A 24,735-nucleotide genomic window follows, 5' to 3' on the forward strand; every position below is an offset into this window, starting at 1 on the left:
AGGCCACCCTGGATGCTGACGCTATTTCTGCTCCTGCTGTTGATCTGGATCGCCTATGCCGTCTGGTTCCGGCAGGGGCAGGAAAAACTGCTGCTGCGGCCTGATCCGCGCCCCCTGGTCCTGGCCGATGCCGGCCTGGGGGATTTCCGTACCGTCTGGGTCCAGACGGCGGATGGTCTGTCGCTGGAAGGCTGGCATCGCCGGGCCGACGGGTTCACGAAGCCGACGGTCCTGATCCTGAATGGCCGCCGTCGTCATCCGGGCGCGCACGCGCCCCTGGCACGTCTGCTGGCCGATGCTGGCTTTGGCGTGCTGCTGGCGGGCCTGCGCGGACAGGCGGGCAATCCGGGCCAGGGCGGCGAGGCCGGATGGATGATCGATGCCCGCACCTGGGCAGACCATCTGGTGGGCCAGGGAATTTCCGGCGGACGACTGATCCTTTATGGCGAAGAGACCGGTGCGTTCCTGGCCGCCAATCTGGCCGCAGAACGGGCCGTTGCCCGGCTGGTGCTGGAAGCCCCCTTCCCCAGCTTGGCCGATCTGCTGTCCCGCCGCTTTCCGCTGCTGCCGTTGCGGGCGCTGCTGCGCCACCAGTTTGAGATCACGCCCGCTCTGGCGCAGGTGCGGGCACCGGTCCTGCTGCTGCATGCTGGCGCCGATACCGGCGTGCCTGTGGCCTTGGGCCAACGCCTGGAGCGCCTGATCAATCCCAGCCCCCGAACATTCCGCCCATCCGGCACCAAGCCGGAAGACCTGTTGAAAGAGGGGGGGGATGAGGTACTGCTATCCTTTCTGGAAGGCGCCACCAAACCCCTTCCCACCCTGGATCATGAGGCACCGTCGGGCGGTCGGGCCTTGATTGTCCGACCGTGAAGCGGCGTCAGCCCTTCATGCGGATCACGCGGTCGGCAGGGCGGTAGCCGCGCCGGTGCACAAAGATCACCTGATCGGGTGACATGATCCCCCGCCATTCACCGAAGATATGGATATCCTCTCGCGGGGCGGCATAGCGCTGTGCCAGAACCGAATAAATGCTCTGGTCATGACGGTGATTGGCACGGTCACCAAACACCGCACTCTTGATACAGGAATAGGTGAAGGCGTCGTTGATATAGCGCTGGTACCGCCCCCCAGGCTTGTACCCTTGCAGACCCGCGCAGATTTGCAGGCCGTTTTTCTCCTCCTCCGTGGCGTCCATGATGTGAAAGCACATATCGTGCGTCCAATCCTTGTTCACATGCCGGTCGCCAACCAGGAAAATGTCATTCTCTTCAATCCGGTCATAGACGATCTTCAGATCCTTCAGCGCCATGGCCCCGGAATCCAGATAGAAAACCCGATCGCCATAGGACCCCGCATCCTTGATGGCGAAAGGCTTCCAGGCATATTGTTTGGGGAAAAGATAGCCTGGATAGATGCGCGCCGCCCAATCCGGGAACTGCACCACGTCCACCTTGTGGCAGGCGTTCAGATACCGCACCTCCTCCTCTTCCAGACCCAGATCGTACACAAGGATGCGATCCACCGTCGCATCACTCGTCTGCTGGATGCTGGCAATCAGGGTCAGGCAGGAATCAAAGAAAGCAGACGAACAGGACGTCGCCAATATGTTGGTCATGCCAGTGCCCCATTGATCATACCCACACCCATGCAGGGGCCCACCCGGACAGGTCCCGCCCGGTAACCAGGCCATGCCGCGATATGCATTCTGTGCTTTCTTGCCCTGGCCGATTGGAGTAGCGTTGATAGTATAAGTTTCATGTTGGAAAGTTTCCAGAAATTGTATCGCCATCTAATCGGGGCTTGCGCGTGTCTATAAAATTCGATCTTGGCGAATATCTAAATGACGTCTTTGTTGAAACAGGCGTTGGTTCTGGTGGCAATATCTTGAAGGCCATTCGTGCCGGCTATCCCGAAATCCACGGTATCGAGATTTCGGAAACATTGTATCATCAGAGCCATGGGAAAATCGCGGCGGAGATACAGAAACTGCCGCGCAGTCCCAGCGTCACCCTGTATTGCGGTGATCCTGTTGCCGGTCTTGAGCAGTTATGCGCAACGATGCAGCACAAGCGCGTGACCTTCCTCCTTGATAGCTACACCGACGGTGAACATTTATCGGATGCCGATCGTCCCATTATCACCGAAATCAGCGTTATCCGACGCTGGTTTCAGGACAACTTGATTCAACCGATCATCATGGTGGGCGGATTAAGGCAGAGTGCGGCGCTGATGACCGATATCCTGAATGCCGTGCTGGATATTGATGCGGATTACCAGTTCCGGGTTCTGGATGACCATGTCAGCCGGAACGTCCTGGTCGCGCTACCCCCGACCTGGGTCCAGGCGCAATGAACAGTCATCCCGCCACCAGAAGATCGATTTAGCCAGGGTCGGGGTGAATGATGCTCGCCGAGACGTTTGGTTGTGAATGGATGCATATCAGCCTGCCATTCGCCTGCGAAATTCATTGGTGCCAGCCACGGCGGATGGAGGAGAATGGCAATTACAAGGTGCTGATGATCTATACGGAGCCGGTGGAAAGCCTGATATCCGTGGATGACCTGAAATCCGTCTATCATTTCTTCGATCTGATCATCGCCGCTGACCCGCGCTATGGCATCTTCCCGAACTGCATCATCCGGCCGTTCGGCTCTCTGTGGGCCACGAAGATGCCGCCCGCCAAGGACTTCTCCGTCAGCTTCCTGTTCAGCCTTGGCGCCTTGCGTGAGACGCGGCCAGGTTATCAGGAACGGATCAAGGTTGTGCAGGAGATGCAGCGGGCCACCGTTCCCCTGCGCGTCTTTAAGGGGCGGATGTTCGCGACCCAGACACAGATCGCACTGCCGCTGCTGCCCGACGACAGCAAGAACAGCCTGTTCAATTCGATGTTCCATATCGCCATCGAAAACTCATTCGATACCAACTACTTCACGGAAAAGCTCGTCGACTGTCTGATGACCTACACCGTCCCGATCTATATGGGCTGTCCCAATATTGCCGATTATTTTGATACCGATGGCATGATCCTGGTGCCGCCGGGCGGGTCCATCATCGATGTTGTCAACCGTTTGACCATTAACGACTATTGGAACCGGGCCGCCATCATCGGCGAGAATGCGAAGCGATCCCGCAAATATGCCGATTTTCAGGTTGCGCTTCGTAAAGCCATCATGGATGCATCGGGATACTAGTCGCGCCTGCTGATCCGGTGACTGCCAGGAAAGGTCTTGCAACGATGTCTAAGCGCTATTGCGTGGTCACGCCCTATTACAAGGAAGACCGGGAAATCATTGAGCGCTGCCTGGTGAGCGTACGGAATCAGACGGTGCCAGCCGACCATATCATTGTGGCCGATGGCCATCCGCAGGACTGGCTGGACGGCGAGCCTGTGCGACACATCAAGCTGGACCGGTCCCATGCCGATTACGGCAATACGGCCCGCGGCATCGGCGCCCTAATGGCCGTGGCGGAAAAATATGATGCCATCACCTTCCTGGATGCCGACAACTGGTACGATCTGGATCATATCGAGGTTTGTCTCGCCGCCGCTGCCGCCGCAGCCGGTGGTGAAGACAAACCGGATATCGTCCTTGCCCAACGCCGGTATGTTCGCCCGGATGGCAGCTGGATGAACCTGACGCCACCCGACAAACCGATTGGCGAAACGACGGACACAAACTGTTACTTCTTCCTGCCCCGGTCATATTACACGATTGGCCGCTGGTGCATCATGCCGCAAGAAATGTCGCAGCATGGCGATCAGCTTTTCTACTATTACTGCAAGTCGGAGAGGATGAACTTCGCCCTTACCGAGGCACGCACGGTTAACTACACCTGCATGTTTGCGTCCTGCTACCGCGACCTGAATGAGGAACCGCCGCCCGGCGCAAAGGGGCCGGTGGACTGGTACAAGACCCAGGATTGGCTGAAATCCCTGTCGGCGGAGGAATTACTGATCATGCGGCGGCGCACGGGCCTCCATCTGCGCGAGGATTGACGGCGGTCCGCACTATACCCGCGAACTCCGCATCCCGGGTCGCTTCGTGATTGCCGGATCGGCCAACATCCGCGCATAGTCGGGGCTTTCCACCGGCACCAGCGCCACGCGGCCCGCCGCGTCATGGTGCAGGCCATAGCCGTGCTTCTTCACAAGTGGGGAGGCACGCAGGCAGGCCTGGGGTTTGGTGAAGAAGCTCTCAGCCGTTACCAGCCCCTTGCGGTCGCACTCAACGGCCAACAGCAGTTCATCAGAGGTCATGCCATAAGGGGCTGCGCGCAGCAGGGCGTATTGCCGCTCGGCCACGGTGCCCGGCTTGGCCGGTGGGGTGCCGACCGCGACGGGGCAGTCGGGGGAGACGGTGATCAGGGTGTTGGTGTAGTTGGTGGTGTGCACGGTGCCCCCCTGCCCGCGCTCACTTCCCGTCCGGTACCAGGAAGATCTGTCCCGGATAGATCAGGTCGGGGTCGCGGATCTGGCCCTGGTTGGCCTCAAAAATCACCGTGTATCGGATGCCCTCGCCATAGGAACGCCGCGCAATGGCCCAGAGATTGTTACCAGGCACCACGACCACGGCACGACCGGCCAGGGCCTGTTCGGGGATGGGCAATTTGCTGAAGTTCACCTCGGCCCGGCTGATCACCTTGCTGTCGGGGCCGACCTGATCGATGCGCAGGCTGTATTGGCCATCATCGAACACGCGGTCAGGCGTGATGGACCAGCGGCCATCGTCGCCCACCTTGGCGCGACCAACCAGGGAATTCTGGAGGTACAGCATCACCTCCGTTCCGGGCTTGGCCTGACCGCCCACGCTGACCTTGCCGCCGCGATCATAATCAACGGTGTCGATGGTGACCTCCCCCGCCGGGCGCGGCGCGCCACCCTGCGACAGGCTGCGCGGGGCCTGCAGTACGCGGCTGCCGTCCTTGCCGGACAGCACGGCCAGGGCGTCGCCATCGCCCTTGCGGCCCGCCAGATCGCGGTCACGTTCCGGCACGGCCAGCACCACCGTCGCCTCCCCCTTGGTCACGGTGCCGTCGCCCGCCACCTGTTCCAGGCGCAGCTCGCGCGCACCGGGCGGCAGCGCGTCGGGCGGCAGGAACACCCATTCGCCGCGCGCATCGGCGGTGACGCTGCCCAGCAGCTTGTCCCCATCCAGGATGTTCACCTTGGCGCCCGGCACGGCGCGGCCCGCGATCACGGCGGTCCCCGTCGGCTCCACCCGCACCACGTCAAAGGCCGGCAGGCTGGCCTTCTTGGCTGCCGGGGCCTGTGCCGTTGGCTTGGACGACCCGCCGGTGCCCGGTGCCTGTAGCTGCCATGCGGCAATGCCCACAATGGCGACGGCCAGAACGGCGATGGGGATCAGAAGCTTGCGGTTCACAGGAGGAAAACCTTTCTTGTGCCCCGGAACGGGAAAGGGCGCAGCAATGACGGGCCGTACTGGTCAGGCGTAGCGGACCAGCGCCCAGATGGCAGAGGCCGATATTGCCGCGACAAGGATGGCGCGGACAAGGGAAACGATCCGAGGTGCGGGAATGTTCCCCGGTAGTGCCGCCCGCCCCGTCAGCATGGGCCGCACCAGATCCAGCCGCTTGAACAGCGCATAGGACAGGATGGCCGCGACATGCAGGCCGATCAGGATCAGCAGCAGATCGAAATTCTTCAGATGAATGGTACGGGCCAAGGCCGCGAAGGAGCCGCTGACATGTTCCACCAACGGCCCGTCGGTCAACACACCATCACTGGTGAAAAGGCCTGATCCCGCCTGCAACGCGACCAGTGCCAACAGGCCAAGGACCGCCAGCGCACCCAGCGCATTGTGGCCTGCATGCGGGGCCAGCCGACCGGGCCGGCGCAGCTCATCAATATGATGGCGAATGGCGGCAGGGCCACGCACGAAACTGGTAAACCGCGCCGTCTCGCTGCCCACCAGTCCCCAGATAAGGCGGAACAGCACCAGGGCCAGCACGGCATAGCCGAAACGCATGTGCCAATCATAGGCATCACGCTCGCCTGTGATCCAGGCACCGGCAATACAGATTACCAACAGCCAGTGGAACAGCCGCGTGGGCAAGTCCCAGACCAAAATCTTGCGCATGGGCCGATCTCCGCCGGCATTGCGGGAACCGGCCCCTGTTCAATCACGAACGGGGGCCGGGCCGGACATCGTCAGTCGGCGCGGTAGGATTCGTGACACGTCTTGCAGGTACCGACCGTCTTACCAAACTGCGCACCGATGGCCGCCTTGTCACCACCGGCGGCAACCTTGACCAGGGCAGCGGCTTCGGTCTGGAACGCCACGGTCTTGGCCTTGAAATCGTCGGCCTTGGTCCAGATCTCGGGCTTCGCCTCGCTCTTGGCCACGCCCACGGCGGTGCCTGTCGGCCACCAGTTCGGGAAGGCCTTGGCAACGCCATCAATGGTGGCAGCGGCGGCCTGAACATCGGCCACCGTGCCGGTGCCGTCCTTCAAGAAGGCGCCGATGGTCTTGGTGGCGCCGCCGGCCTTCTTCAACTCGGCCTTGCGGGCGTCGATCACAGCCGTCGGGTCCTGGGCCTGGGCGGTAACCACGAAGCCAGTCAGGCTGGCCGCAGCGATGATACCGGCGGCCAGCGCGCCGAAACGATGATTGCTCACTCGAAATCCTCCATCAGATCGCCAGGGGCGCCAGAGACGGCCCGGGCCGGGGGTGACATGGGGCGCCGTCCGATGAAGGACGTCGCCTTTGGAGATGGGGTGCGCTTGTGTCCCGTCAACAGATGGTGTAGGGCCGAAGGGATCGACAGCGTACCCATTTCGCACGAAGCGGAGAGTGCCTGTTGTCGAGGTCCGTTTGCAAGCAGCACCACAGGGGTGCCGCCCGGTCAGGTCAGGAAAGTGTTCACCCATGTCGTCCATTCAATCGGTCTGTGTTTATTGCGGTTCCTCCGACTTCGTCGCCGACAGCTATAAGGACGCGGCGCGCCGCACCGGCGAGCAGTTGGCCGCCAACGGCTACGACATCGTCTATGGCGGTGGACGCGTCGGCCTGATGGGCATCGTCGCTGATGCCGGCCTGAAGGGTGGCGCCAAGGTCGTGGGCATCATCCCCGACCATATCAAGCGGTACGAGGTGGACCATACCGGCCTGACCGAACTGATCGTTGTGGAGAGCATGCATATCCGCAAGCAGATGATGGTGGAGCGGTCCGACGCCTTCATCATCCTGCCCGGTGGCATCGGCACGCTGGACGAGATGTTCGAGATCATCACCTGGCGGCAATTGCGCCTGCATGGCAAGCCGGTGGTCATCATCAATACCGACGGCTTCTGGAACCCGCTGGTCGCCTTGATGGAGCACATGACCGAGACGGGCTTCATGCGCAAGCCGAACCTGCCCGGTGCCGACGACCGGCTGTACCACGTGGTGGACAGTGTGGAAGAAGCCGTCGATCTGCTTGCCCGCCTGAAGGAGGCGGCGCATAAGGTTCAAACTGATCGCATGTGAGGGTGTGGGCATTGCCTTTGTCGCAGGCCAGCCCCGCATTCCGAACGAAAATTACCCGAGCAGGCCCGGTTGCGACCCTGTCGTGAATGGGCTTTATTGACACCGCCGGGCCGGACGCTGGATCGCCGCCGGTACCTTTCACCCCTGGGAGAGCGCCCCCATGTCGAAGATCAAAGTCGTCAATCCGATCGTGGAAATTGATGGCGACGAAATGACCCGCGTGATCTGGCAGTTCATCAAGGACCGCCTGATCCTTCCGTACCTGGACGTGGACCTGAAATATTACGACCTGGGTGTCGAGCACCGTGATGCCACGGACGACAAGGTCACCATCGAGTCCGCCGAGGCCATCAAGCATTACGGCGTGGGCGTGAAGTGCGCCACCATCACCCCCGACGAAGCGCGGGTGAAGGAATTCAATCTGAAGCAGATGTGGAAGTCGCCCAACGGCACCATCCGCAACATCCTGGGCGGCACGGTGTTCCGTGAGCCGATCATCTGCAAGAACGTGCCGCGCCTGGTGCCGGGCTGGACCCAGCCCATCGTCATCGGCCGTCACGCCTTCGGTGACCAGTACAAGGCCACGGACTTCATCATCCCTGGCGCGGGCCGCCTGTCCATCACCTTCACCAGCGCCGACGGCACCAGCAACATCCGCCACACCGTGTTCGATTTCGACGGGCCGGGCGTTGCCATGGGCATGTACAATGTCGACGAATCGATCCGCGGCTTTGCGCGCGCCTGCATGAACTATGGCCTGCTGCGCGGCTACCCCGTGTACCTGTCCACCAAGAACACGATCCTGAAGGCCTATGACGGTCGCTTCAAGGACCTGTTCGAGGAAGTGTTCCAGGCTGAGTTCGTGGACAAGTTCAAGGAAGCCGGCATCACCTATGAACACCGCCTGATCGACGACATGGTGGCCTCGGCCCTCAAGTGGTCGGGTAACTTCCTGTGGGCCGCCAAGAACTATGACGGCGACGTGCAGTCGGATCTGGTGGCACAGGGCTTCGGCTCGCTGGGCCTGATGACGTCTGTTCTGATGACCCCCGATGGCAAGACGGTCGAAGCGGAAGCCGCCCACGGCACCGTGACCCGTCACTATCGTGACCATCAGAAGGGCAAGCCGACCTCCACCAACCCGATCGCCAGCATCTTTGCCTGGACCCAGGGCCTGACCTATCGCGGCAAGTTCGACAACACCCCGGACGTCGTCGACTTCGCCAAGACCCTGGAACGCGTCTGCGTGGAGACCGTGGAAGAAGGCTACATGACCAAGGACCTGGCCACCCTGATCGGCCCGGACCAGAAGTGGCTGACCACCCAGGACTTCCTGGCCAAGCTGGACGACAACCTGAAGGCCGCCCGCGCCAAGTAAGCGCAGGCGAATACAGGTTAGCGTGATGGAACCCCGGCCGTGGCAACGCGGCCGGGGTTTTCTTTATGCGGCCGGTCGGTTGGACGGCACGTCCAGCCCCAGCATCTGCATCATCCCAGCCGGTTGTACCAGCAGATCGGCCAGGGTGACCTCGTCAAGCACTGCCAGGAACGCCGCAAGTGCCTTGCCCAGCACCTTTTGCAGGCGGCAGTCGCTGGTGATGGGGCAAGTGTTCCCCGTCTCAAAACACTCCACCAGCGACATGTCATTTTCCAACTGACGCACCAATGCGCCCAGATTGATCTCCGCCGGCAGACGGCCCAGCGCCAGACCGCCATTGCGGCCCCGCACCGTCCGCACATGGCCCAGCCGGCCCAACTCATTGACGATCTTAGTCAGGTGGTTTTCGGAAATGGCGTAGCGGTTGGCGATCTCGGGGATCGTGGACAGGCCCTCGCGCTTCATCCCCAGATAAAGCAGCACACGCAATCCGTAATCGGTGTAGCGGGTCAGCCGCATCGCCCCATCCCCCGTAATCAGAACGCCTTCCATGCCATCCGCGCCCACGCCAGGACAAGCCGTGGCGGCGGGAGGGCTGACATGTCTGCGTCTGAAACAAAAGATACATTAAAAATATTGCTTTTCAAGGTCGGGCGATTTAAGAGGCAATTCAGATGCATCTTTACCGTCCCGACCCTCTGTGAAGCGAGAACCCGATGCTTTCCGCCCAAACCATCGCCATCGTGAAATCCACCGCCCCCGTCATGCATCAGCATGGGGAGACGATCACCCGGCACATGTATGCGAAGCTGCTTCGTGATCCGGCCATCCGGGCCATTTTCGACCCCACGCATCAGCGCAATGGCACCCAGGCCCGTGCCCTGGCCGGGGCCGTTGCCGCCTATGCCGACAATATCGACAATCTGGCGGCCCTGGGTCCGGCGGTGGAGCGCATTGCCGAACGCCATGTCAGCCTGCATGTGCAGCCCTATCACTATGACATTGTCGGCACCAACCTGCTGGGTTCTGTCGCCGAGGTGCTGGGTGCCGCCGCGACGCCCGCCATCCTGCATGCCTGGACCGAGGCCTGGATGGCGCTGCGCGACATTTTCGTGGGCGTGGAACAGGCCAAGTATCGCGACAGCGCCGGCGCGCCCGGCGGCTGGTACGGATGGCGCCGGTTCAAGGTGGTGGACGCCGTCACCGAAAGCCAAGTGATCCGCAGCCTGTATCTGGAGCCAGAGGATGGCGGCGCCATCCTGTCCTTCCGCCCTGGCCAGTACCTGACCCTGCGCCTGAACGTGCCGGGCCATGGATCGCTGTTGCGCCATTACAGCCTGTCGGGCGCACCCAACGGCCGGTCTTACCGCATCTCGGTCAAGCATGAGACGGCACCCGATGTCGGTGTGCCCGACGGTCTTGGCTCCAGCTTCCTGCACCGCCATCTGTCGGTCGGCGATGTGGTGGAGGTGGCACCGCCGGCGGGCAGCTTCACGGCACCCGACGGGTCCAAGCCCCTGTTCCTGCTGGCCGGCGGGGTCGGCATCACGCCGATGCTGTCCGTTGTTGAAGCGGAACTGGCCGCCGGGTCCACACGCCCGCTGCACCTGTTCCAGGCCGTGCGCGACCGTGCCCATCATGCCTTCGGCCCCCGCTTGCGCGACCTGGCCCGCACCCATGCAAACCTGTCCGTCGGCATCTTTTATGAGCAGGTTGCGGAGGGCGACCGGATCGGCACCGACCACGACATGGTGGGCCGCATCGACCCCGCCGCCATCGCCGCCCTGCCCCAGGCCCATGACGCCGACTTCATGGTCTGTGGCCCCAAAGGCTTCATGACCAGCATGATCAAGGGTTTGCGGGCCGCTGGGGTGCCGGCGGACCGGATTCGCTACGAGTTCTTTGGTTCCCACGAAGAAGAACTGCTTGACTGAGGCGAATTCGTCGCAAAAGCACGCGTGCTGAAAAGCACGAAAGCGCAGTTTTCCTTTGCCCACGGTGTCAGCAGATGCCGTGGGCCTTTTTTATTCATGCGCCTGCATTTGAGGCATATTGCCGATGTTAACAGGTTATGACAGCGTCAGGATACGGTAAGTGCGCAACACCAAAGCTGCGCCCCGATAAGAAGAACGCGTGGGAGGAGTTACAGAATGTTCAGCCATACCAACGGACGCAGTGCGTCCGGCCGTCACCCGCTTGCCTTGTCCATCCTGCTGTGCGGTGCCGCCGCCATCGCCATGCCCGCCATGGGTCAGCAGGCACCTGCCCCTTCTTCCGGCGCCATGCTGGAGGAGATCATCGTCTCCGCCCGTAAGCGCGACGAAACCTTGAAGGATGTTCCCTTCTCCATCAACGCCATGAGCGCGGATTCGATGAAGGATGCCGGCGCCACCAATATCGAGGATGTGTCGCGCAGCATCGTGGGCCTGTCGATCCAGAATCTGGGTCCGGGGCAAAGCCAGGTGGCCATCCGCGGCATCTCCGCAGGTCAGATCGTGCGTGACCAGCCGGGCGTGAAGGAACAGGTCGGCGTTTATCTGGACGAATCGGTGATCTCGCTGTCGCTGTTCACCCCCGATCTGGACCTGTATGACCTGGGCCGCGTGGAAGTGCTGCGCGGGCCGCAGGGCACGCTGTATGGCTCCGGCTCGCTGTCGGGCACCATCCGCTATATCACCAACAAGCCGGCGCAGGGCACCCAGGAAGGCACCACCGAACTGTCGGTCGAACAGATCGATGGCGGCGGCACCGGGTACAGCGCCAAGGCGATGGTCAATGTGCCGGTTACCGACACGCTGGCCCTTCGCGCCGTCGGCTATGGCACGCGCTATGCCGGCTTCATCGACGCGATCCAGCCGAATGGCAGCGTGAAGAAGGACGTGAATGACGGCTTCCGCACGGGCCTGCGCCTGTCGCTGGGCTGGCAGCCGACCGAGAATGTCACCATCACCCCGCGCGTCGTCTATCAGGAGATTGAGGCCAATGGCTTCAACCGCGAAGACGATTTCAACATCCTGGCCAACGAACTGGTAACCACGGGCAACCGCCTGTTCCAGTTCGGCAAGCGCCAGCAGTTCACGCAGCTGGAAGAGAAGTTCAAAGACAAGTTCATGCTGGCCGATCTGACGGTCGAGGTTGATCTCGGCGCCGTCACGGCCACGTCGGTCACCTCGGTCACCGACCGCGACCTGCTGGTCTATCGCGATGCCTCGCAGCTGACAGGTTCGATCACGGGTCAGCCGGGCGTGCTGTCGGCCACCGGCCTGTCGAAGCAGGTCTATACCCTGGACACCCCGCTGTCGGACGAAACCGACGTGAAGGTGTTCACGCAGGAAGCCCGCCTTGCCTCCAACGGCGATGGCCCGTTCCAGTGGGTGGCCGGCGCCTTCTATTCCAAGATCGACCGCAAATACGCCCAGACCCTGAATGTGGACGGGTTCGAAGCGATCACCGGCATCGATAGCAACGGCCCCAATGCCCAGAACGGCCTGGATGAGCTGTACTGGTCCCGCATTCCGTATGATTTCAAGCAGGTTGCCCTGTTCGGTGAAGGCTCCTACGACCTGACCGAGCAACTGTCTGCCACGCTGGGCCTGCGCTATTTCGACTTCAAGGAAAAGCGCACCCTGAATTTCGATGGTATCTTCGCCGACCGTGCCCAGGGCGTGAAGGGTGAGACCAGCAGCAACGGCTTCTCCCCGCGCGCCATCCTGTCCTATGACGCCACAGAAGATGTGACGGTCAATGCGCAGGTGTCGAAGGGCTTCCGCCTGGGCGGCATTAACGATCCCCTCAACCTGCCGCTCTGCTCCGCCACCGACCGCACCACCTTTGGCGGACGTAACAATTTCGGTAATGAAAGCGTCTGGAACTATGAAATGGGCGCGAAGGTGAGCTTTGGCGGTGGCCGTGGTTCGCTGAATATCGCCGGGTACTACACCGACATTTCCAACCTCCAGGTCACGCTGGACGCTGGCACCTGCTCCTCACGCATCATCTTCAATGCCGATGCCCGCACCCGTGGCACCGAGGCGGAGTTCAGCTATCAGCTGACCGACGCGTTCAACCTGTCGCTGTCGGGCTCGTTCAATGATAGCGAGTTCACGGAAACCGTGACCTCGCGGGGTGCCGCCGGTGCCGCCAGCGTTGTGGGCGGCATCAAGAAGGGTAACCGCCTGCCCACCGTCCCGCGCTATCAGTTCAGCGCACAGACCAAATGGGAAGACGATATCGGCAACGACCTGACCGGCTTCGCCATCGGGACGTTCCAGCATATCGGTTCGCGCTTCACCCAGGCGGTGGATCAGGACCCGGCGGCTGTCGGCACCTTTACCCGCATCCCGATCGGCACCCAGCCGAGCAGCAGCTTCACCTTCGATCCCAAGCTGCCTTCCTATAGCAGCGTCAATCTGCGCTTCGGCGTGAAGAAGGATGAGTGGGAGATGGCCGGCTACGTCAACAACCTGTTTGACGAGAACGCCAAGCTGTCGCTGGACCGCGAACGCGGCTTCCGCGCCCGCGTGGCCTATCAAGTCGCCAAGCCCCGCACCTTTGGCGCGCAGGTCAGCACCAAGTTCTAAAGCGCCCTCCTTCATGGGCAAATGACACAAAAGACCCCCGGCGGAAGCGATTCCGCCGGGGGTTGGTCATTTGGGGGACCCAGTTGAACGGGGGGCAAAACGGGGAGGATAGAAACGGGGTCAGTGACGCCGTTCCTGATCCGCCTCCAGATGGCGCCGGTTTTTCTGGGCCTGCGCCTTCTGTTCGTCGGTCGGTGTGGGCAGGACACCTTGATCCTGGCCGGTGCCATCGGTGCGCGGGGGCGGCTTGGCCGTCACGCGCTGTTCCGATGCGACCGGGTCGCTGGCCGGAAAGCTATTGTCCAGGTCGCGGTCCAGCTCCCGTTCGGTGGGCTGGCGCGGCTGTTTGGACGTGGTGGGATACTGGGTCTGGTTGGGCATGTCTTTTCCTCCCGATGGGGATGGTGATCACATCCAATAGGGCGGGACGTTCCAGTAGGTGGAAACCGGCTCCCGCCAACGGCGGTCATCGGGACCCAGCTCCTGTTCGGAATAGGACGGGGCGTTTTCCAGGCGTGCCCGGTCCAGCGGCACCACATAGCCGCCCATGTCCGGATCATATTTCAGCACCGACCAGGGCAGCGGGTGATAGCGCTCGCCAATGCCGAGGAAGCCGCCGAACGCCATGATGGCATAGGCGACATTGCCTGTGCGCTTGTTCAGCATCACGTCCTCGACATGGCCGATCTTGTCGCCATTGACGCCATAGACATTGGTGCCGTTCACCTTGCCGGCACTGATGCAGCTATTGGTCTCGCTACGCGCGACATCACTGATGGCCATGATGGGGTTCCTTCCTGTCGTGGTTGGCAAAATGGAAACACCCAAGACAAGGAAAAGGTTCCGGTCAGGTCGCAGGTTTGACGCGCCGTTGACAAAAGAAAACCCCGATGCGACGGGCACCGGGGTTTGCGTAACGGATAGATTGGACGGGTAATCAGCCGCCCTGCTGCGCCATCTGTTCGTCCCGCTGCCGGGCCTTTTCCTGGCGCGCATTATAGATGCCGGCGCAGATGATGCCGATGGCCACGATGGTCACCACGATGGTGGCCAGCGCATTCACCTTGGGCGACAGGCCCAGACGCACCGAAGAGAACACGATCTGCGGCAGGGTCGTGGAACCGGGGCCGGACACGAAGCTGGTGATGACCAGATCATCCAGCGAGAGCGTGAAGGCCAGCAGCCAGCCCGAGACAATGGCCGGTGCGATCAGCGGCAGGGTGATGACGAAGAACACCTTGGCGGGTCGCGCCCCCAGATCCATCGCCGCCTCTTCCAGGCTGGCATCCATGGAGACCAACCGCGACTGCACCACCACCGTCACAAAAGACATGGTGAAGGTGATATGGGCCAGAATGATAGTCAGCATCCCGCGCCCTTCGGGCCAGCCCAACACCTGTTCCATGCTGACAAACAGCAGCAGCAGCGACAGGCCCATGATCACTTCCGGCATGACCAGCGGGGCCGACACCATGCCAGAGAACAGGGCACGCCCCTTGAACGCGCCGAACCGGGCCAGCATCATGCCCGCCAGCGTGCCCAGCACCACGGCAAAGCTGGCTGAGATGAAGGCCACGCGCACCGACAGCCAGGCCGCCGACAGCAACTGATCATCGCGCATCAGCTCCCCGTACCAGCGGAAGGAGAATTCCGACCAGACGGAGACAGAGCGGTTGTCGTTGAAGGACAGCACGATCAACAGGATGATCGGGATGTAGAGGAACAGCAGGCCCGTGATCAGGCCGAAGCGCAGGAACCAGGATTTCGGCATTACGGGTGCCCCCCCTGCTTACCCTGCACGTTCTGGAAGATCATGATGGGCACGACCAGGAACAACAGCAAGGCGACCGCCACGGCGGACGCCAGCGGCCAGTCACGGTTATTGAAGAATTCCGTCCACAAGGTGCGCCCGATCATCAGCGTGTCAGGCCCGCCCAGCAGCTCCGGGATCACGAATTCACCGGTAGCCGGAATGAAGACCAGCAGCGCGCCGGCGATCATGCCGGGAATCGACAGCGGCAGGGTGATGGTCAAAAACGCCTTCCAAGGCGGGCAGCCCAGATCGGCCGCCGCCTCCAGCAGGGTATTGTCCAGCTTCTCCAGCGTCGAATAGAGCGGCAGGATCATGAAGGGCAAGTAGGAATAGGTGATGCCGATATAGGTGGCGACGGGCGTGTAGAGAATCTGCAAGGGCTGATCGATGATGCCCAGCCACATCAGCACGTTATTCAGCACGCCATTGTTGGACAGGATGCCGATCCAGGCATAGACGCGGATCAGGAACGACGTCCAGAAGGGCAGGATCACCAGCATCAGCAGGGGGGCACGCCATTTCGGGTCGGCCTTGGCGATGGCATAGGCGACCGGATAGCCCAGCAGCAGACAGCATATCGTGGAGATGAAGGCGATCTTCAGGCTGTTCAGATAGGCGACGATGTAGAGATCGTCGGTCACCATATAATGGAAATTATAGAAGGTGACGGTGATCTGGTACTTCAGATCCTCCACATTCTCGATCAGCGAGGTGAAGGGCGGGATCGCCATCTGGCTTTCGGCCAGCGCGATCTTCAGCACGATCAGGAACGGCACCAGAAAGAACAGCAGCAGCCAGGCATAGGGCACGGACACCACCAGTGCCCGGCCCGACAGGCCCACCCGCTGCAACAGGCCCAGAAAGCCCGTATGCCGCATTTCGCTTTGAACCGTTTCGGCCATGGGTCAGCCCCCCCTTCCCGTCCGGTCAGTTGGTCAGGACGCTGCCGGCGAACGGCCGCCAGGACAGGTACACCCGGTCTTCCCAGGTAATGGGCATTTCGGTGCGGCGCGTCACCATGGGTGCGGTCACCCGCACCCGCTTGCCGGTATCCAGGAGGATTTCATAGATGGAGACATCGCCCAGATAGGCGATTTCCTTCACCACGCCGGTGGCCTGATTGCGGCCATCGCTGCCCGCCGGCGCATCCTTGGAAATCGTCACCTTCTCCGGCCGCACCGCCACCCAGCATTCGGTGCCGGGTGCCAGATGGCCGGGATGGGAGACATAGAGGTCGCAATTCGCCTCATCCGAGCGGATCAGGGAATGGTCGGGCTCGCTCTCCACCACGCGGCCATGGAACATGTTGACCGAGCCGATAAACTCCGCCGTGAAGCGGCTGTTGGGATATTCGTAAATCTCGGTGGGCGTGCCAATCTGCGCGATGTAACCGCGGTTCATCACCGCGATGCGCGAGGACATGGTCATCGCCTCTTCCTGGTCATGGGTCACGACCACGAAGGTGATGCCCACCTTCTCCTGAATGTTCACCAGTTCGAACTGCGTCTGTTCGCGCAGCTTCTTGTCGAGCGCCCCAAGCGGCTCGTCCAGCAGCAGCAGCTTGGGCCGCTTCACCAGGGCGCGGGCCAGCGCCACGCGCTGCCGCTGCCCGCCGGAAAGCTGATGCGGCTTGCGCTTGCCGAACTGTCCCAACTGCACAAGGTTCAGGGCGTCTGCTACCCGCTCCGCGATCTCGGCCTTGCCCACCTTGTCCTGATGCAGGCCGAAGGCGATGTTGGCCTCCACGCTCATATGCGGGAACAGGGCGTAGGATTGGAACATCATGTTCACGGGCCGCTCATAGGGCGGCACGTTCGACATATCAACGCCGTCGATGAAGATCTTGCCTTCGGTCGGACGCTCAAACCCGGCCAGCATGCGCAGCAAGGTGGTCTTGCCCGATCCGGACCCTCCCAGCAAGGAGAAGAATTCACCGCGATAGATCGACAAGGAAACATCATCGACGGCGGTGAAATCGCCGAACTTCTTCGTCACCTTCTCGATACGGACATAGGGCTTCTCATTCGGGTCCCGCCAAGGTTCCAGCTTGGTCTGGGTCCGCGAGGGCTGCGCATTGGCCATGTCCGTATATGTCCCTGTCCGGTTGGCGATATCGGTAGGTGGCGTGGCTTTTCACGCACCGCACAATTCTACACGCGACGATAGCCATACGGATAGGGGAACGATGCGGGTGACGGCACTTTTCACGAAAGTTCGCTACAGGAACGCCACCCGCGTGGGGTCAAACCGTTCCCTCGAAGCTGAACCCCTCGTCGGCCCAGCCGGTCATGCCGCCGATCATCAGCTTTACGGGCCGGCCCAGCCCGGCCAGCCGCAGCGCACCCTTGTCGGCACCGTTGCAATGCGGGCCGGCGCAATAGACGACGAACAGCGTGTCGGCAGGATATGCCGCCAGCCGCTTTTCCGTCAGGTCCATGACAGGGATGTTGATGGCACCCGGCACATGCGACGCGGCAAAGGCCTTGCGCCCGCGCACATCGACCAGGACGAATCCGGGACTGCCCGTCGCAAAGGCGGCAAAGACATCGGCGCAGTCGGTTTCAAGCGACAGACGCTTCTGGAAATGGGCGATGGCGTCGGGCGATGGGGCGGCTTGGATACGGGTCACTTCGTTCGACATGGGATCAACCTGTCCTGCGGTTTCGATGGACGCAGGATGGCGTCGATCCCCCCTTCGCAAAACACGCACCCTGCCATAAAATGTCGAAATCATGCCAAAGCAGATACACCCCGCCGACCCGCCCAACCGCACCGTCGCCATCCTGGCCTATGACGGTCTGTGCACGTTCGAATTCGGGATCGCGGTGGAGGTGTTCGCCCTGCCCAGGCCTGAACTGGGTCCCGACTGGTACCGTTCCATGGTGGTGGCGGTGGAGCCGGGGCCCCTGTCGGCCATGGGGGGTATCCGCGTCACAGCGGATGGCGACTTGTCGCTGCTGGAAGGGGCCGGGACGATCATCGTGCCCGGTTGGCGATCGGCGGGCGCGCCGGTGCCAGAGGCCTTGTGCATGGCCTTGCGCGCGGCCCATGCAAGGGGGGCGCGGCTGGTGTCGATCTGCTCCGGCGCTTTCGTGCTGGCGGCGGCGGGCCTTTTATCCGGGCGGGATGCCACCACCCATTGGCGGTACGAGGCGATCCTGGCCGAACGCCATCCCGACATCCGTTACCGCCCCGGTCTTCTCTATGTCGATCATGGCGATGTGCTGACCTCCGCCGGGTCGGCGGCGGGTCTGGATCTGTGCCTGCATATCGTACGCAAGGATTTCGGGGCGACCATCGCCAATCAGGTGGCGCAGCGTCTGGTCCTGTCATCCCACCGTGATGGCGCGCAGAAGCAGGTGCTGGAAAGGCCTGTTCCGACATCATTTGAGGGACCGCGCCTGTCTCCGCTGCTGGACCGGGTGCGCCGGGAACTGGACCGTGATCACGCGCTACGCGATCTGGCCGACAGCGTGGGCATGAGCCTGCGCACCTTCATCCGCCGGTTCCAGGACATGACCGGCCTGTCACCGGGCGAATGGCTGCTGCGGGAACGGGTGGCGCGGGCCGAACAGATGCTGACCGAGACGACGGCCAGTGTGGAGGATGTGGCGACGGCCTGTGGCTTCCCCACCGCTGCCGCCCTTCGCTACCATTTCCGCAACCGGCTTGGGGTGGCCCCAGCGCGGTACCGCCGGGACCAGGGCGGTGGCACGGTCAATCCGCCCCGGTCAGACGCCGGTAGTAATGCTCTGCCGTGATGGAGCCGGTGCGGCGGTCGTATTCGTAGAGGAAGCGCAGGCAGAGATCGATAGAGTTGTAGCAATTATGGACGATGGAAGCGGCCGCCAGAAGCTGGCGATCCGAATATCCCTCCAGGGAGATGAAATCCCGGACAAAGACGGCATCGGCATAGACCAGTTGGCTCAACCCGCCATACATGCTGCCATTGACCATCGCGGGTTGCAGGATGCGGCTTTCCAATGGGAAGAAGCGGTGGAATATAAAGCCCTGTGAGCGCAGGAATTGTTCCACCTCACTAAACAAGGGCTGATCCTTGTATAGGGGCAGGAACTCCACCTCTGTCTGGATCACCACCACGTCGCGCAACCGCTCGATCCCGCTGCGAAGCGCCATCAGCTCCCCGCCCTGGATATCGATCTTGATCATGTCGGCACCGGCGGTTTGCGGCACGTCATCCAGCCGAACCGTATCCAGCTCCGCCCGGGCCACCACTTCCGCCCAGATGGGAAAACCGTGGAACAGGGACAGGACACGCTGATCCGGCTCCAACAGAGAGGTCATGCCGGGGGCCTGACAAAGGCGCAGGACATGGCGACCGCCGTCGCCCACCGCATCCGGCAGATAGGTTTCGTCCGGCCCCATCTTTTCCAGCAAGGTCGCAAGGGCGCTGGGATTGGGCTCAAATCCCACGATCTCTGCGTGGCCACGCTTCAGCATCGGAAGATAGGGCGGATCACTGTCGATCGGATTCGCCCCGATATCCACCACCTTGACCTTAACGTCGGTCCCCGTCAGGTCGTTGAACAGGCGAACACCCTGAACCGTCATGCATATCTCCAGTACCACCGGCCCCCGCCCGATGGCGTGCCGGATGCCAGCATCGTGGAATATCACCAGAAATGCAAAGGGCGCCGCCGGTGAACCCGTCGACGCCCTAGGGCATTCAGTCCAGAGACCGTTATGCGATCAACGGCCCGTCTTGATCTTGGTCCAGGCGCGGGTGCGTTCACGCTCCGCCTTCTGGTTGATCTGCTTCACGGTAAAGAACTTGGCCATCACATCCTTGGTCGGGAAGATGGCCGGGTTCTTGGCAATCTCCTGATCCATCAGCGGCCAGGAAGCCGGGACGGCATTGGCATAGGCCACGAAGTCGGAGATGCCGGCCATGGCCTTAGGCTCCAGCACGTAATTGATGAAGGCGCTGGCGGTGGCGACATTGGCGCCTGCCGGGATCGTCATCATGTCGAACCAGACCTGGGCGCCTTCCTTGGGGATGGCATAGGCGATGCTGAACTTGGCCTTGGCCTCTTCCGCACGGGCGGCGGCCTGGAACACGTCACCCGAGTAACCGACGGCGACGCAGGCGTCACCAGTGGCCAGCGGATCGATCACCGACGGCACGAAGGTCTTGATATAGGGGCGGATGGCCAGCATGGCCGCTTCAGCCTTCTTGGTATCATCCGGGCTTTCGGAATTCGGGTCCAGCCCCTGCGACTTGAAGACAGACGGCAGGATGTCGGTCTGGCTGTCCAGGAAGACGATGCCGCAGGCGGCCAGCTTCTTGGCGTTCTCCGGCTTGAAGACCACATCCCAGCTATCGATATTCACGCCGGGCAGTACTTCCTTCACCTTCTCGACATTATAGCCGATGCCGATGGTGCCCCACTGATAGATGATGCCATATTCATTGCCCGGGTCGGTCGATTCGACCAGTTTCATCAGGGCCGGATCAACATTCTTCAGATTGGGGATCTTCGACTTGTCCAGCTTCTGGATGGCCTTGGCCTGGATCAGCTTGCGCATCGTCGGTTCCGCCGACGGCACGGCCACATCGTAACCGGAATTGCCGACCAGCAGCTTCGATTCCAGGGTTTCCAGATCGGTGAAGACGTCATACTGCGTCTTAACCCCGGTCGCCTTGGTGAAGTCGTCCAGCGTGGTCTCGCCGATATAATCGGCCCAGTTATAGATGTTGACCTTCTTTTCCTGGGCCATGGCCGTATGGCCGACGGCGATGGCGGCAACCATGCCGATGGCGCCGATCACGTGCTTCAGCTTCATCAAGGACCCCCAATCAGATCGGACGCCCGCTTGGCACGGGACCGCCCCGGTAGGTGGGCACTGCTGCCCGCAGCACCCTGGACAGCGGGCATTGCACATAGGCGCCGGTGCCTTGTCAATGACGATGGATTTGCCTTGTGTCGTAAGGGGATGCGACATCCTATACCTTATGGCATAAGCGTGCCGCCGATGCCCTTTCAGGGGGCAGTTTCCGCTGTCTGGAGGTCATGTTTTGCGCAATGTACAGGAACCGCCGTTTGGCACCCACGCCCCCAGCACCCTGCCCCGGCTGCTGACCGACCTCTGCCAGGGATTGCCCGTCACACCGACAGGCCGGCGTCTGGCACTGTGGCTGCGCAAGGTGGCGATGGTCCTGCAAGGCCCAGTGTTCGATGTGGCGGTGCGCGGTATCCATCTGCGTCTCCATCCCGGTGACAATGTCGGGGAACGCAAGTTCCTGTTCATGCCGCAATTCTTCGACCCCGAAGAGATGGAACTGCTGGCCACGCGTCTGCCGCGCGGCGGCACCTTTGTCGATATCGGGGCCAATGTCGGTCTCTACACGCTGAACGCCGCCCGTTTCCTGGGGCCTGCCGGGCGCATCCTGGCGGTGGAACCGGGGCCGGAGGCCGCGCGCCGCCTGCGCTTCAATCTATCGCTCAACCGCACGGACGCCGCCATCACCCATGCGGACTGTGCCATCGGGGCGGAAGAAGGGGTGATGGGGCTGTATCTGGATGACAGCAACCTGGGCGGATCGTCGCTGGTGCGCGACCATGGCGGCAAATCCACGCCCGTGCGCGTGCGCCCCCTGGTCGATGTGCTGGCAGAGGCAGGCATCACCCGCATCGACATGCTGAAGATCGATATCGAGGGGGCGGAGGACAAAGCCCTGCTGCCCTTCTTCGATCAGGCGCCGGAAGATTTGTGGCCGCGCGTGATCATCATCGAACGGTCAGAGGAAAGCTGGGCCGGCGACCTGCTGGGCCGTTTCACGGCAGCAGGATACCGGGCCTTTGGCAGCAGCAAGATGAACTGGCTGTTTGAACGGTGAGGATGGTCCCGGCGGCGAGCACGACCGCCGCCGGGACCGGCCCGTTGGTTACCAGGTCACCTTGACCTTGGCATAGTAGAAACCGCCGTTGAAACCGAACGGCGAGAAGTTGGAATACTGGGCAAAGCCGTTCGGGTTGGCGCCGGGAATCACCAGATCGGTGTAATTGTCGAACACGTTGTTCACACCGGCAGAGATCGAAAGATTCTCCGTCAGGTCGTACCCAACATCGAGATCGACCACCCATTCAGCCCCGAAGGTCTGATCCAGCGCGGCATTGGCATTGCGCGAGGTGAACTTGCCATAGCGCGTGCCGCGGACCGTCAGATTGAAGTCTTCATACTGCCAGCTGGCCGACAGATTGATCTTGTTCTCCGGCTGGGCTTCCTCGAACCGCCCTTCCTCCACGCGGGAGAAGCGGGTCAGCTGCAAACCGACGGTCGCCAGGGTGGACGGGTTGGGCTTCACATTCAACGTCTTGGTATCGTTGAAATTGATGCCCGCCGTCAGGTTCAGGGTGCCGGCCGTGTCCAGATCGGCGCGATAGGTGCCGACAATATCGACGCCGCGCGTGCGGGTATCGATGGCGTTGGTGAAGAAGCGCCCGCCGGTCACACCGGCAAAGCCGCGCGCCGTCAGGAAATTCTGCACCGCCGTGCCCGTCAGGTTCTCCGACAGCACGATACGGTCATCGATACGGATCTGATAGGCATCGACCGTCAGGCTGGCACCTTCAAACGGGTTGGAGGTGAAGCCCAGGCTGTAATTGATCGACTTTTCCGGCTTCAGATCTTCGGCGCCCAGCGCCCGGGCGGCCGGGTCATTAACGCGGAAGGTGCGGATTTCGAACGGCACGCCGCCGATGAAGTTGGTGGCGGTGGAGGAGAAATAGCTCTGCTGCAAGGACGGCGCGCGGAAGCCGTTGGACACCGCACCGCGCAGGCCGAACGCATCCGTCACATCATACTTGAAGGCGAACTTGCCCGACCCGGTCCAGCCGAAGTCGGAATAATGTTCGACACGGCCCGCCACACTGACCAGCAGCGCATCGGACAGCTTGGTTTCCATGTCGAGATATGCCGCATAGCTGTGGCGATCGACATCGACCTCATCGCTGGGCCGGAAGCCGGGGAAGCCCTGGGCGCCGGGGGCCGGCTGGGCACCGATGGCGCTGGTGGAGCCGCTATCCAGCACCTTCACGCCGCCATCCTTCCAGCTATCCTCGTCGCCTGCCCCCAGCTCATAGCCTTCGGTGCGGTATTCCAGACCTGCAGAGACGCTGAGCGAGGAAGGCAGGCCGATATCAACGTCGCGCGATGCGTCGGCATTGATCACGCCCTGGGTATAGAGCAGATCACCGGCATAGAAACTGCGGCGGCTATTGGTGCCATAGGTGGCGTTCAGGGTGTTTTCCACGCTGAACGGGAAGTCGTTGCGGCCATAGGTGCCGGAAATGTCATAACGGGTTTCGCCGGCATCACCCTTCACGCCGACGGCCACCGACATGTCGTCAATGTCGGACGTGATGAAGGGCAGGAAGCCGTCGGGATAGATGGCGCGGACATTGTTGGGGTCGCGCGGACGGCGCCAGGTGGCCCCGGCCTTGCCTTCGCGCTTGTTGTAATTGCCGAAGGAGTAGAGTTCGGCACCGCCCAGCGGCAGGCCCAGATTGTAGACGACGTTATAGTCGGTGACGTCGCTGTCGCCGTACCAGAAATTGTCGGTCCGGTTGATGGTTGCCTCGCGCGGGTCGGCGGCACCACCGGCAAGATTATTGTACTGCTGGCGGATATCGGCGGCCTGACGGTTGGTATGGGCGCGGTCGCGATATTCGGCGGTCAGGTTCAGATAGCCACCATCGCCGATGGTGACGCCGGCGTTGGAGGCGAAGTGATAGACATCGCCATCGCCCTCATAGGTCTGGCCATAGGAACCGAAGGCCGAGCCACCGGAATTATTGTCTTTCAGAATGATGTTGATCACGCCCGCGATGGCGTCCGACCCGTACTGTGCCGCCGCCCCATCGCGCAGCACCTCAACCCGGCGGATGGCCGATGCGGGAATGGAGTTCAGGTCCGCACCCGTGGAACCGCGCCCGACAGAGCCGTTCAGGTTCAGCAACGCCGTATTGTGACGCCGCTTGCCATTGATCAGGACCAGCGTGTGGTCGGGCGACAGGCCGCGCAGCGTGGCAGGCCGGATATGGTCGGTGCCATCGGTGATGGTCGGCTGTGGGAAGTTGAAGGAAGGCACAAGGGCGTTCAGAACCTTGTTGACCTCGCCCAGCCCCGACCGTTCCAGTTCGCCCGCATTGATCACGTCCACCGGCACCGGCGATTCCGCCAGGGTGCGGTCGGCACGGCGCGTACCCGTCACCACGATTTCTTCGACATCGCCGGCGGGCTGCTGAGCCTGGGCGCCCCCCGCCACGGTCAGGAACCCGGCCAATGCCGTACCAACCTTAAGCCACTGCTTCCCCATGTGTTCTTCTCCCGACTATCTTCAGTCGCCGCCCCATGTGGAACGACCGAGCACCCAGGAACGATATCGTTTCCCAGGCACTTGGGAAGGTGAGGATGGTTACCCGACTGTTAATATTGCACTGGTGTGACGCA

At 62.0% G+C, this 24,735-nt stretch carries 25 protein-coding genes; 10 read left to right on the forward strand and 15 right to left on the reverse strand.

Going from position 1 to position 24,735, the window contains the following annotated elements:
• The first annotated feature begins 12 nt into the window (after window positions 1–12).
• The gene (locus C0V82_RS05645; RefSeq protein WP_102111484.1) at window positions 13–873 is read left to right on the forward strand and encodes an alpha/beta hydrolase; all 861 of its coding nucleotides are present in this window, start codon (window positions 13–15) and stop codon (window positions 871–873) included.
• A gap of 7 nt (window positions 874–880) precedes the next feature.
• Here C0V82_RS05645 and C0V82_RS05650 read toward each other — a convergent pair whose 3' ends face one another.
• Window positions 881–1,618: a hypothetical protein gene (locus tag C0V82_RS05650; protein ID WP_102111485.1), complete on the reverse strand. Its 738-nt coding sequence runs from the start codon at window positions 1,616–1,618 to the stop codon at window positions 881–883.
• Between the two features lie 191 nt (window positions 1,619–1,809).
• Here C0V82_RS05650 and C0V82_RS05655 point away from each other — a divergent pair, with 191 nt between their 5' ends.
• From C0V82_RS05655 to C0V82_RS05665, 3 genes are read left to right on the forward strand one after another with little or no spacing between them, the layout of a single operon-like run.
• Window positions 1,810–2,355: a hypothetical protein gene (locus tag C0V82_RS05655; RefSeq protein ID WP_158659749.1), complete on the forward strand. Its 546-nt coding sequence runs from the start codon at window positions 1,810–1,812 to the stop codon at window positions 2,353–2,355.
• A gap of 47 nt (window positions 2,356–2,402) precedes the next feature.
• On the forward strand, window positions 2,403–3,194 hold the full coding sequence (locus C0V82_RS05660) for a glycosyltransferase family 10 domain-containing protein (RefSeq protein ID WP_102111487.1): 792 nt from the start codon (window positions 2,403–2,405) through the stop codon (window positions 3,192–3,194).
• 44 nt (window positions 3,195–3,238) lie between these two features.
• Entirely contained in the window at window positions 3,239–4,000 is a 762-nt protein-coding gene (locus C0V82_RS05665; RefSeq protein WP_102111488.1) for a glycosyltransferase family 2 protein, read from the forward strand.
• Window positions 4,001–4,012: 12 nt separating this feature from the next.
• Here C0V82_RS05665 and C0V82_RS05670 read toward each other — a convergent pair whose 3' ends face one another.
• The 4 genes from C0V82_RS05670 to C0V82_RS26755 all read right to left on the reverse strand — a co-directional run bounded on the left by C0V82_RS05670 (window position 4,013) and on the right by C0V82_RS26755 (window position 6,640).
• Window positions 4,013–4,396: a DUF6157 family protein gene (locus C0V82_RS05670; RefSeq protein ID WP_102111489.1), complete on the reverse strand. Its 384-nt coding sequence runs from the start codon at window positions 4,394–4,396 to the stop codon at window positions 4,013–4,015.
• Between the two features lie 19 nt (window positions 4,397–4,415).
• Window positions 4,416–5,384, reverse strand: coding sequence for a LysM peptidoglycan-binding domain-containing protein (locus tag C0V82_RS05675; protein WP_102111490.1), 969 nt, complete (start codon window positions 5,382–5,384; stop codon window positions 4,416–4,418).
• Window positions 5,385–5,447: 63 nt separating this feature from the next.
• Window positions 5,448–6,101 carry a cytochrome b/b6 domain-containing protein gene (locus C0V82_RS05680; RefSeq protein ID WP_102111491.1) on the reverse strand — a complete coding sequence of 218 codons (654 nt, stop codon included), beginning with the start codon at window positions 6,099–6,101 and terminating at the stop codon, window positions 5,448–5,450.
• 71 nt (window positions 6,102–6,172) lie between these two features.
• Window positions 6,173–6,640, reverse strand: coding sequence for a c-type cytochrome (locus C0V82_RS26755; protein WP_158659750.1), 468 nt, complete (start codon window positions 6,638–6,640; stop codon window positions 6,173–6,175).
• A 250-nt stretch (window positions 6,641–6,890) separates the two neighbouring features.
• Here C0V82_RS26755 and C0V82_RS05690 point away from each other — a divergent pair, with 250 nt between their 5' ends.
• On the forward strand, window positions 6,891–7,490 hold the full coding sequence (locus C0V82_RS05690) for an LOG family protein (protein WP_102111493.1): 600 nt from the start codon (window positions 6,891–6,893) through the stop codon (window positions 7,488–7,490).
• Window positions 7,491–7,650: 160 nt separating this feature from the next.
• A complete protein-coding gene (locus C0V82_RS05695) occupies window positions 7,651–8,868 on the forward strand; it encodes an NADP-dependent isocitrate dehydrogenase (protein WP_102111494.1) in 1,218 nt (405 codons plus the stop codon).
• Between the two features lie 63 nt (window positions 8,869–8,931).
• Here C0V82_RS05695 and C0V82_RS05700 read toward each other — a convergent pair whose 3' ends face one another.
• On the reverse strand, window positions 8,932–9,420 hold the full coding sequence (locus C0V82_RS05700) for an RrF2 family transcriptional regulator (protein ID WP_281262360.1): 489 nt from the start codon (window positions 9,418–9,420) through the stop codon (window positions 8,932–8,934).
• Between the two features lie 164 nt (window positions 9,421–9,584).
• Between C0V82_RS05700 and hmpA the strand changes: the two genes are divergently transcribed.
• Window positions 9,585–10,802 carry an NO-inducible flavohemoprotein gene (gene hmpA / locus C0V82_RS05705; RefSeq protein ID WP_102111495.1) on the forward strand — a complete coding sequence of 406 codons (1,218 nt, stop codon included), beginning with the start codon at window positions 9,585–9,587 and terminating at the stop codon, window positions 10,800–10,802.
• Window positions 10,803–11,018: 216 nt separating this feature from the next.
• Window positions 11,019–13,448, forward strand: coding sequence for a TonB-dependent receptor (locus C0V82_RS05710; protein ID WP_102111496.1), 2,430 nt, complete (start codon window positions 11,019–11,021; stop codon window positions 13,446–13,448).
• Between the two features lie 120 nt (window positions 13,449–13,568).
• Here C0V82_RS05710 and C0V82_RS05715 read toward each other — a convergent pair whose 3' ends face one another.
• The 6 genes from C0V82_RS05715 to C0V82_RS05740 all read right to left on the reverse strand — a co-directional run bounded on the left by C0V82_RS05715 (window position 13,569) and on the right by C0V82_RS05740 (window position 17,902).
• The gene (locus C0V82_RS05715; RefSeq protein ID WP_102111497.1) at window positions 13,569–13,829 is read right to left on the reverse strand and encodes a hypothetical protein; all 261 of its coding nucleotides are present in this window, start codon (window positions 13,827–13,829) and stop codon (window positions 13,569–13,571) included.
• A 27-nt stretch (window positions 13,830–13,856) separates the two neighbouring features.
• Window positions 13,857–14,231, reverse strand: a complete 375-nt coding sequence (locus C0V82_RS05720) for a PRC-barrel domain-containing protein (protein WP_102111498.1) — start codon at window positions 14,229–14,231, stop codon at window positions 13,857–13,859.
• Window positions 14,232–14,385: 154 nt separating this feature from the next.
• A complete protein-coding gene (locus C0V82_RS05725) occupies window positions 14,386–15,219 on the reverse strand; it encodes an ABC transporter permease subunit (RefSeq protein WP_054167252.1) in 834 nt (277 codons plus the stop codon).
• Window positions 15,219–16,163 (reverse strand): ABC transporter permease subunit, encoded by a 945-nt coding sequence (locus C0V82_RS05730; RefSeq protein WP_102111499.1) that lies wholly within the window; start codon window positions 16,161–16,163, stop codon window positions 15,219–15,221. Before C0V82_RS05730 ends, C0V82_RS05725 begins: the two co-directional genes overlap by 1 nt.
• Before the next feature lie 25 nt (window positions 16,164–16,188).
• Window positions 16,189–17,343: an ABC transporter ATP-binding protein gene (locus C0V82_RS05735; protein WP_102111500.1), complete on the reverse strand. Its 1,155-nt coding sequence runs from the start codon at window positions 17,341–17,343 to the stop codon at window positions 16,189–16,191.
• 160 nt (window positions 17,344–17,503) lie between these two features.
• Complete coding sequence (locus C0V82_RS05740; protein ID WP_102111501.1) at window positions 17,504–17,902, reverse strand: rhodanese-like domain-containing protein; 399 nt, start codon at window positions 17,900–17,902, stop codon at window positions 17,504–17,506.
• 91 nt (window positions 17,903–17,993) lie between these two features.
• Here C0V82_RS05740 and ftrA point away from each other — a divergent pair, with 91 nt between their 5' ends.
• Window positions 17,994–19,022 carry a transcriptional regulator FtrA gene (gene ftrA / locus C0V82_RS05745; RefSeq protein ID WP_102111502.1) on the forward strand — a complete coding sequence of 343 codons (1,029 nt, stop codon included), beginning with the start codon at window positions 17,994–17,996 and terminating at the stop codon, window positions 19,020–19,022.
• Here the strand turns inward: ftrA and C0V82_RS05750 are convergent.
• Together C0V82_RS05750 and C0V82_RS05755 are read right to left on the reverse strand one after the other, a co-directional pair.
• A complete protein-coding gene (locus C0V82_RS05750; protein ID WP_102111503.1) occupies window positions 18,979–19,833 on the reverse strand; it encodes an FkbM family methyltransferase in 855 nt (284 codons plus the stop codon). The genes ftrA and C0V82_RS05750 overlap by 44 nt on opposite strands.
• A 138-nt stretch (window positions 19,834–19,971) precedes the next feature.
• Window positions 19,972–21,066: an extracellular solute-binding protein gene (locus C0V82_RS05755; RefSeq protein WP_102111504.1), complete on the reverse strand. Its 1,095-nt coding sequence runs from the start codon at window positions 21,064–21,066 to the stop codon at window positions 19,972–19,974.
• Between the two features lie 232 nt (window positions 21,067–21,298).
• On the opposite strand from C0V82_RS05755, the gene C0V82_RS05760 reads away from it, so the two are divergent.
• Window positions 21,299–22,120, forward strand: a complete 822-nt coding sequence (locus C0V82_RS05760) for an FkbM family methyltransferase (RefSeq protein WP_102111505.1) — start codon at window positions 21,299–21,301, stop codon at window positions 22,118–22,120.
• 48 nt (window positions 22,121–22,168) lie between these two features.
• Here C0V82_RS05760 and C0V82_RS05765 read toward each other — a convergent pair whose 3' ends face one another.
• Window positions 22,169–24,601 carry a TonB-dependent receptor plug domain-containing protein gene (locus C0V82_RS05765; RefSeq protein WP_102111506.1) on the reverse strand — a complete coding sequence of 811 codons (2,433 nt, stop codon included), beginning with the start codon at window positions 24,599–24,601 and terminating at the stop codon, window positions 22,169–22,171.
• Window positions 24,602–24,735: the final 134 nt, after the last annotated feature.

The sequence above is a fragment of the Niveispirillum cyanobacteriorum genome, from assembly GCF_002868735.1.
Classification (GTDB): Bacteria; Pseudomonadota; Alphaproteobacteria; order Azospirillales; family Azospirillaceae; genus Niveispirillum; species Niveispirillum cyanobacteriorum.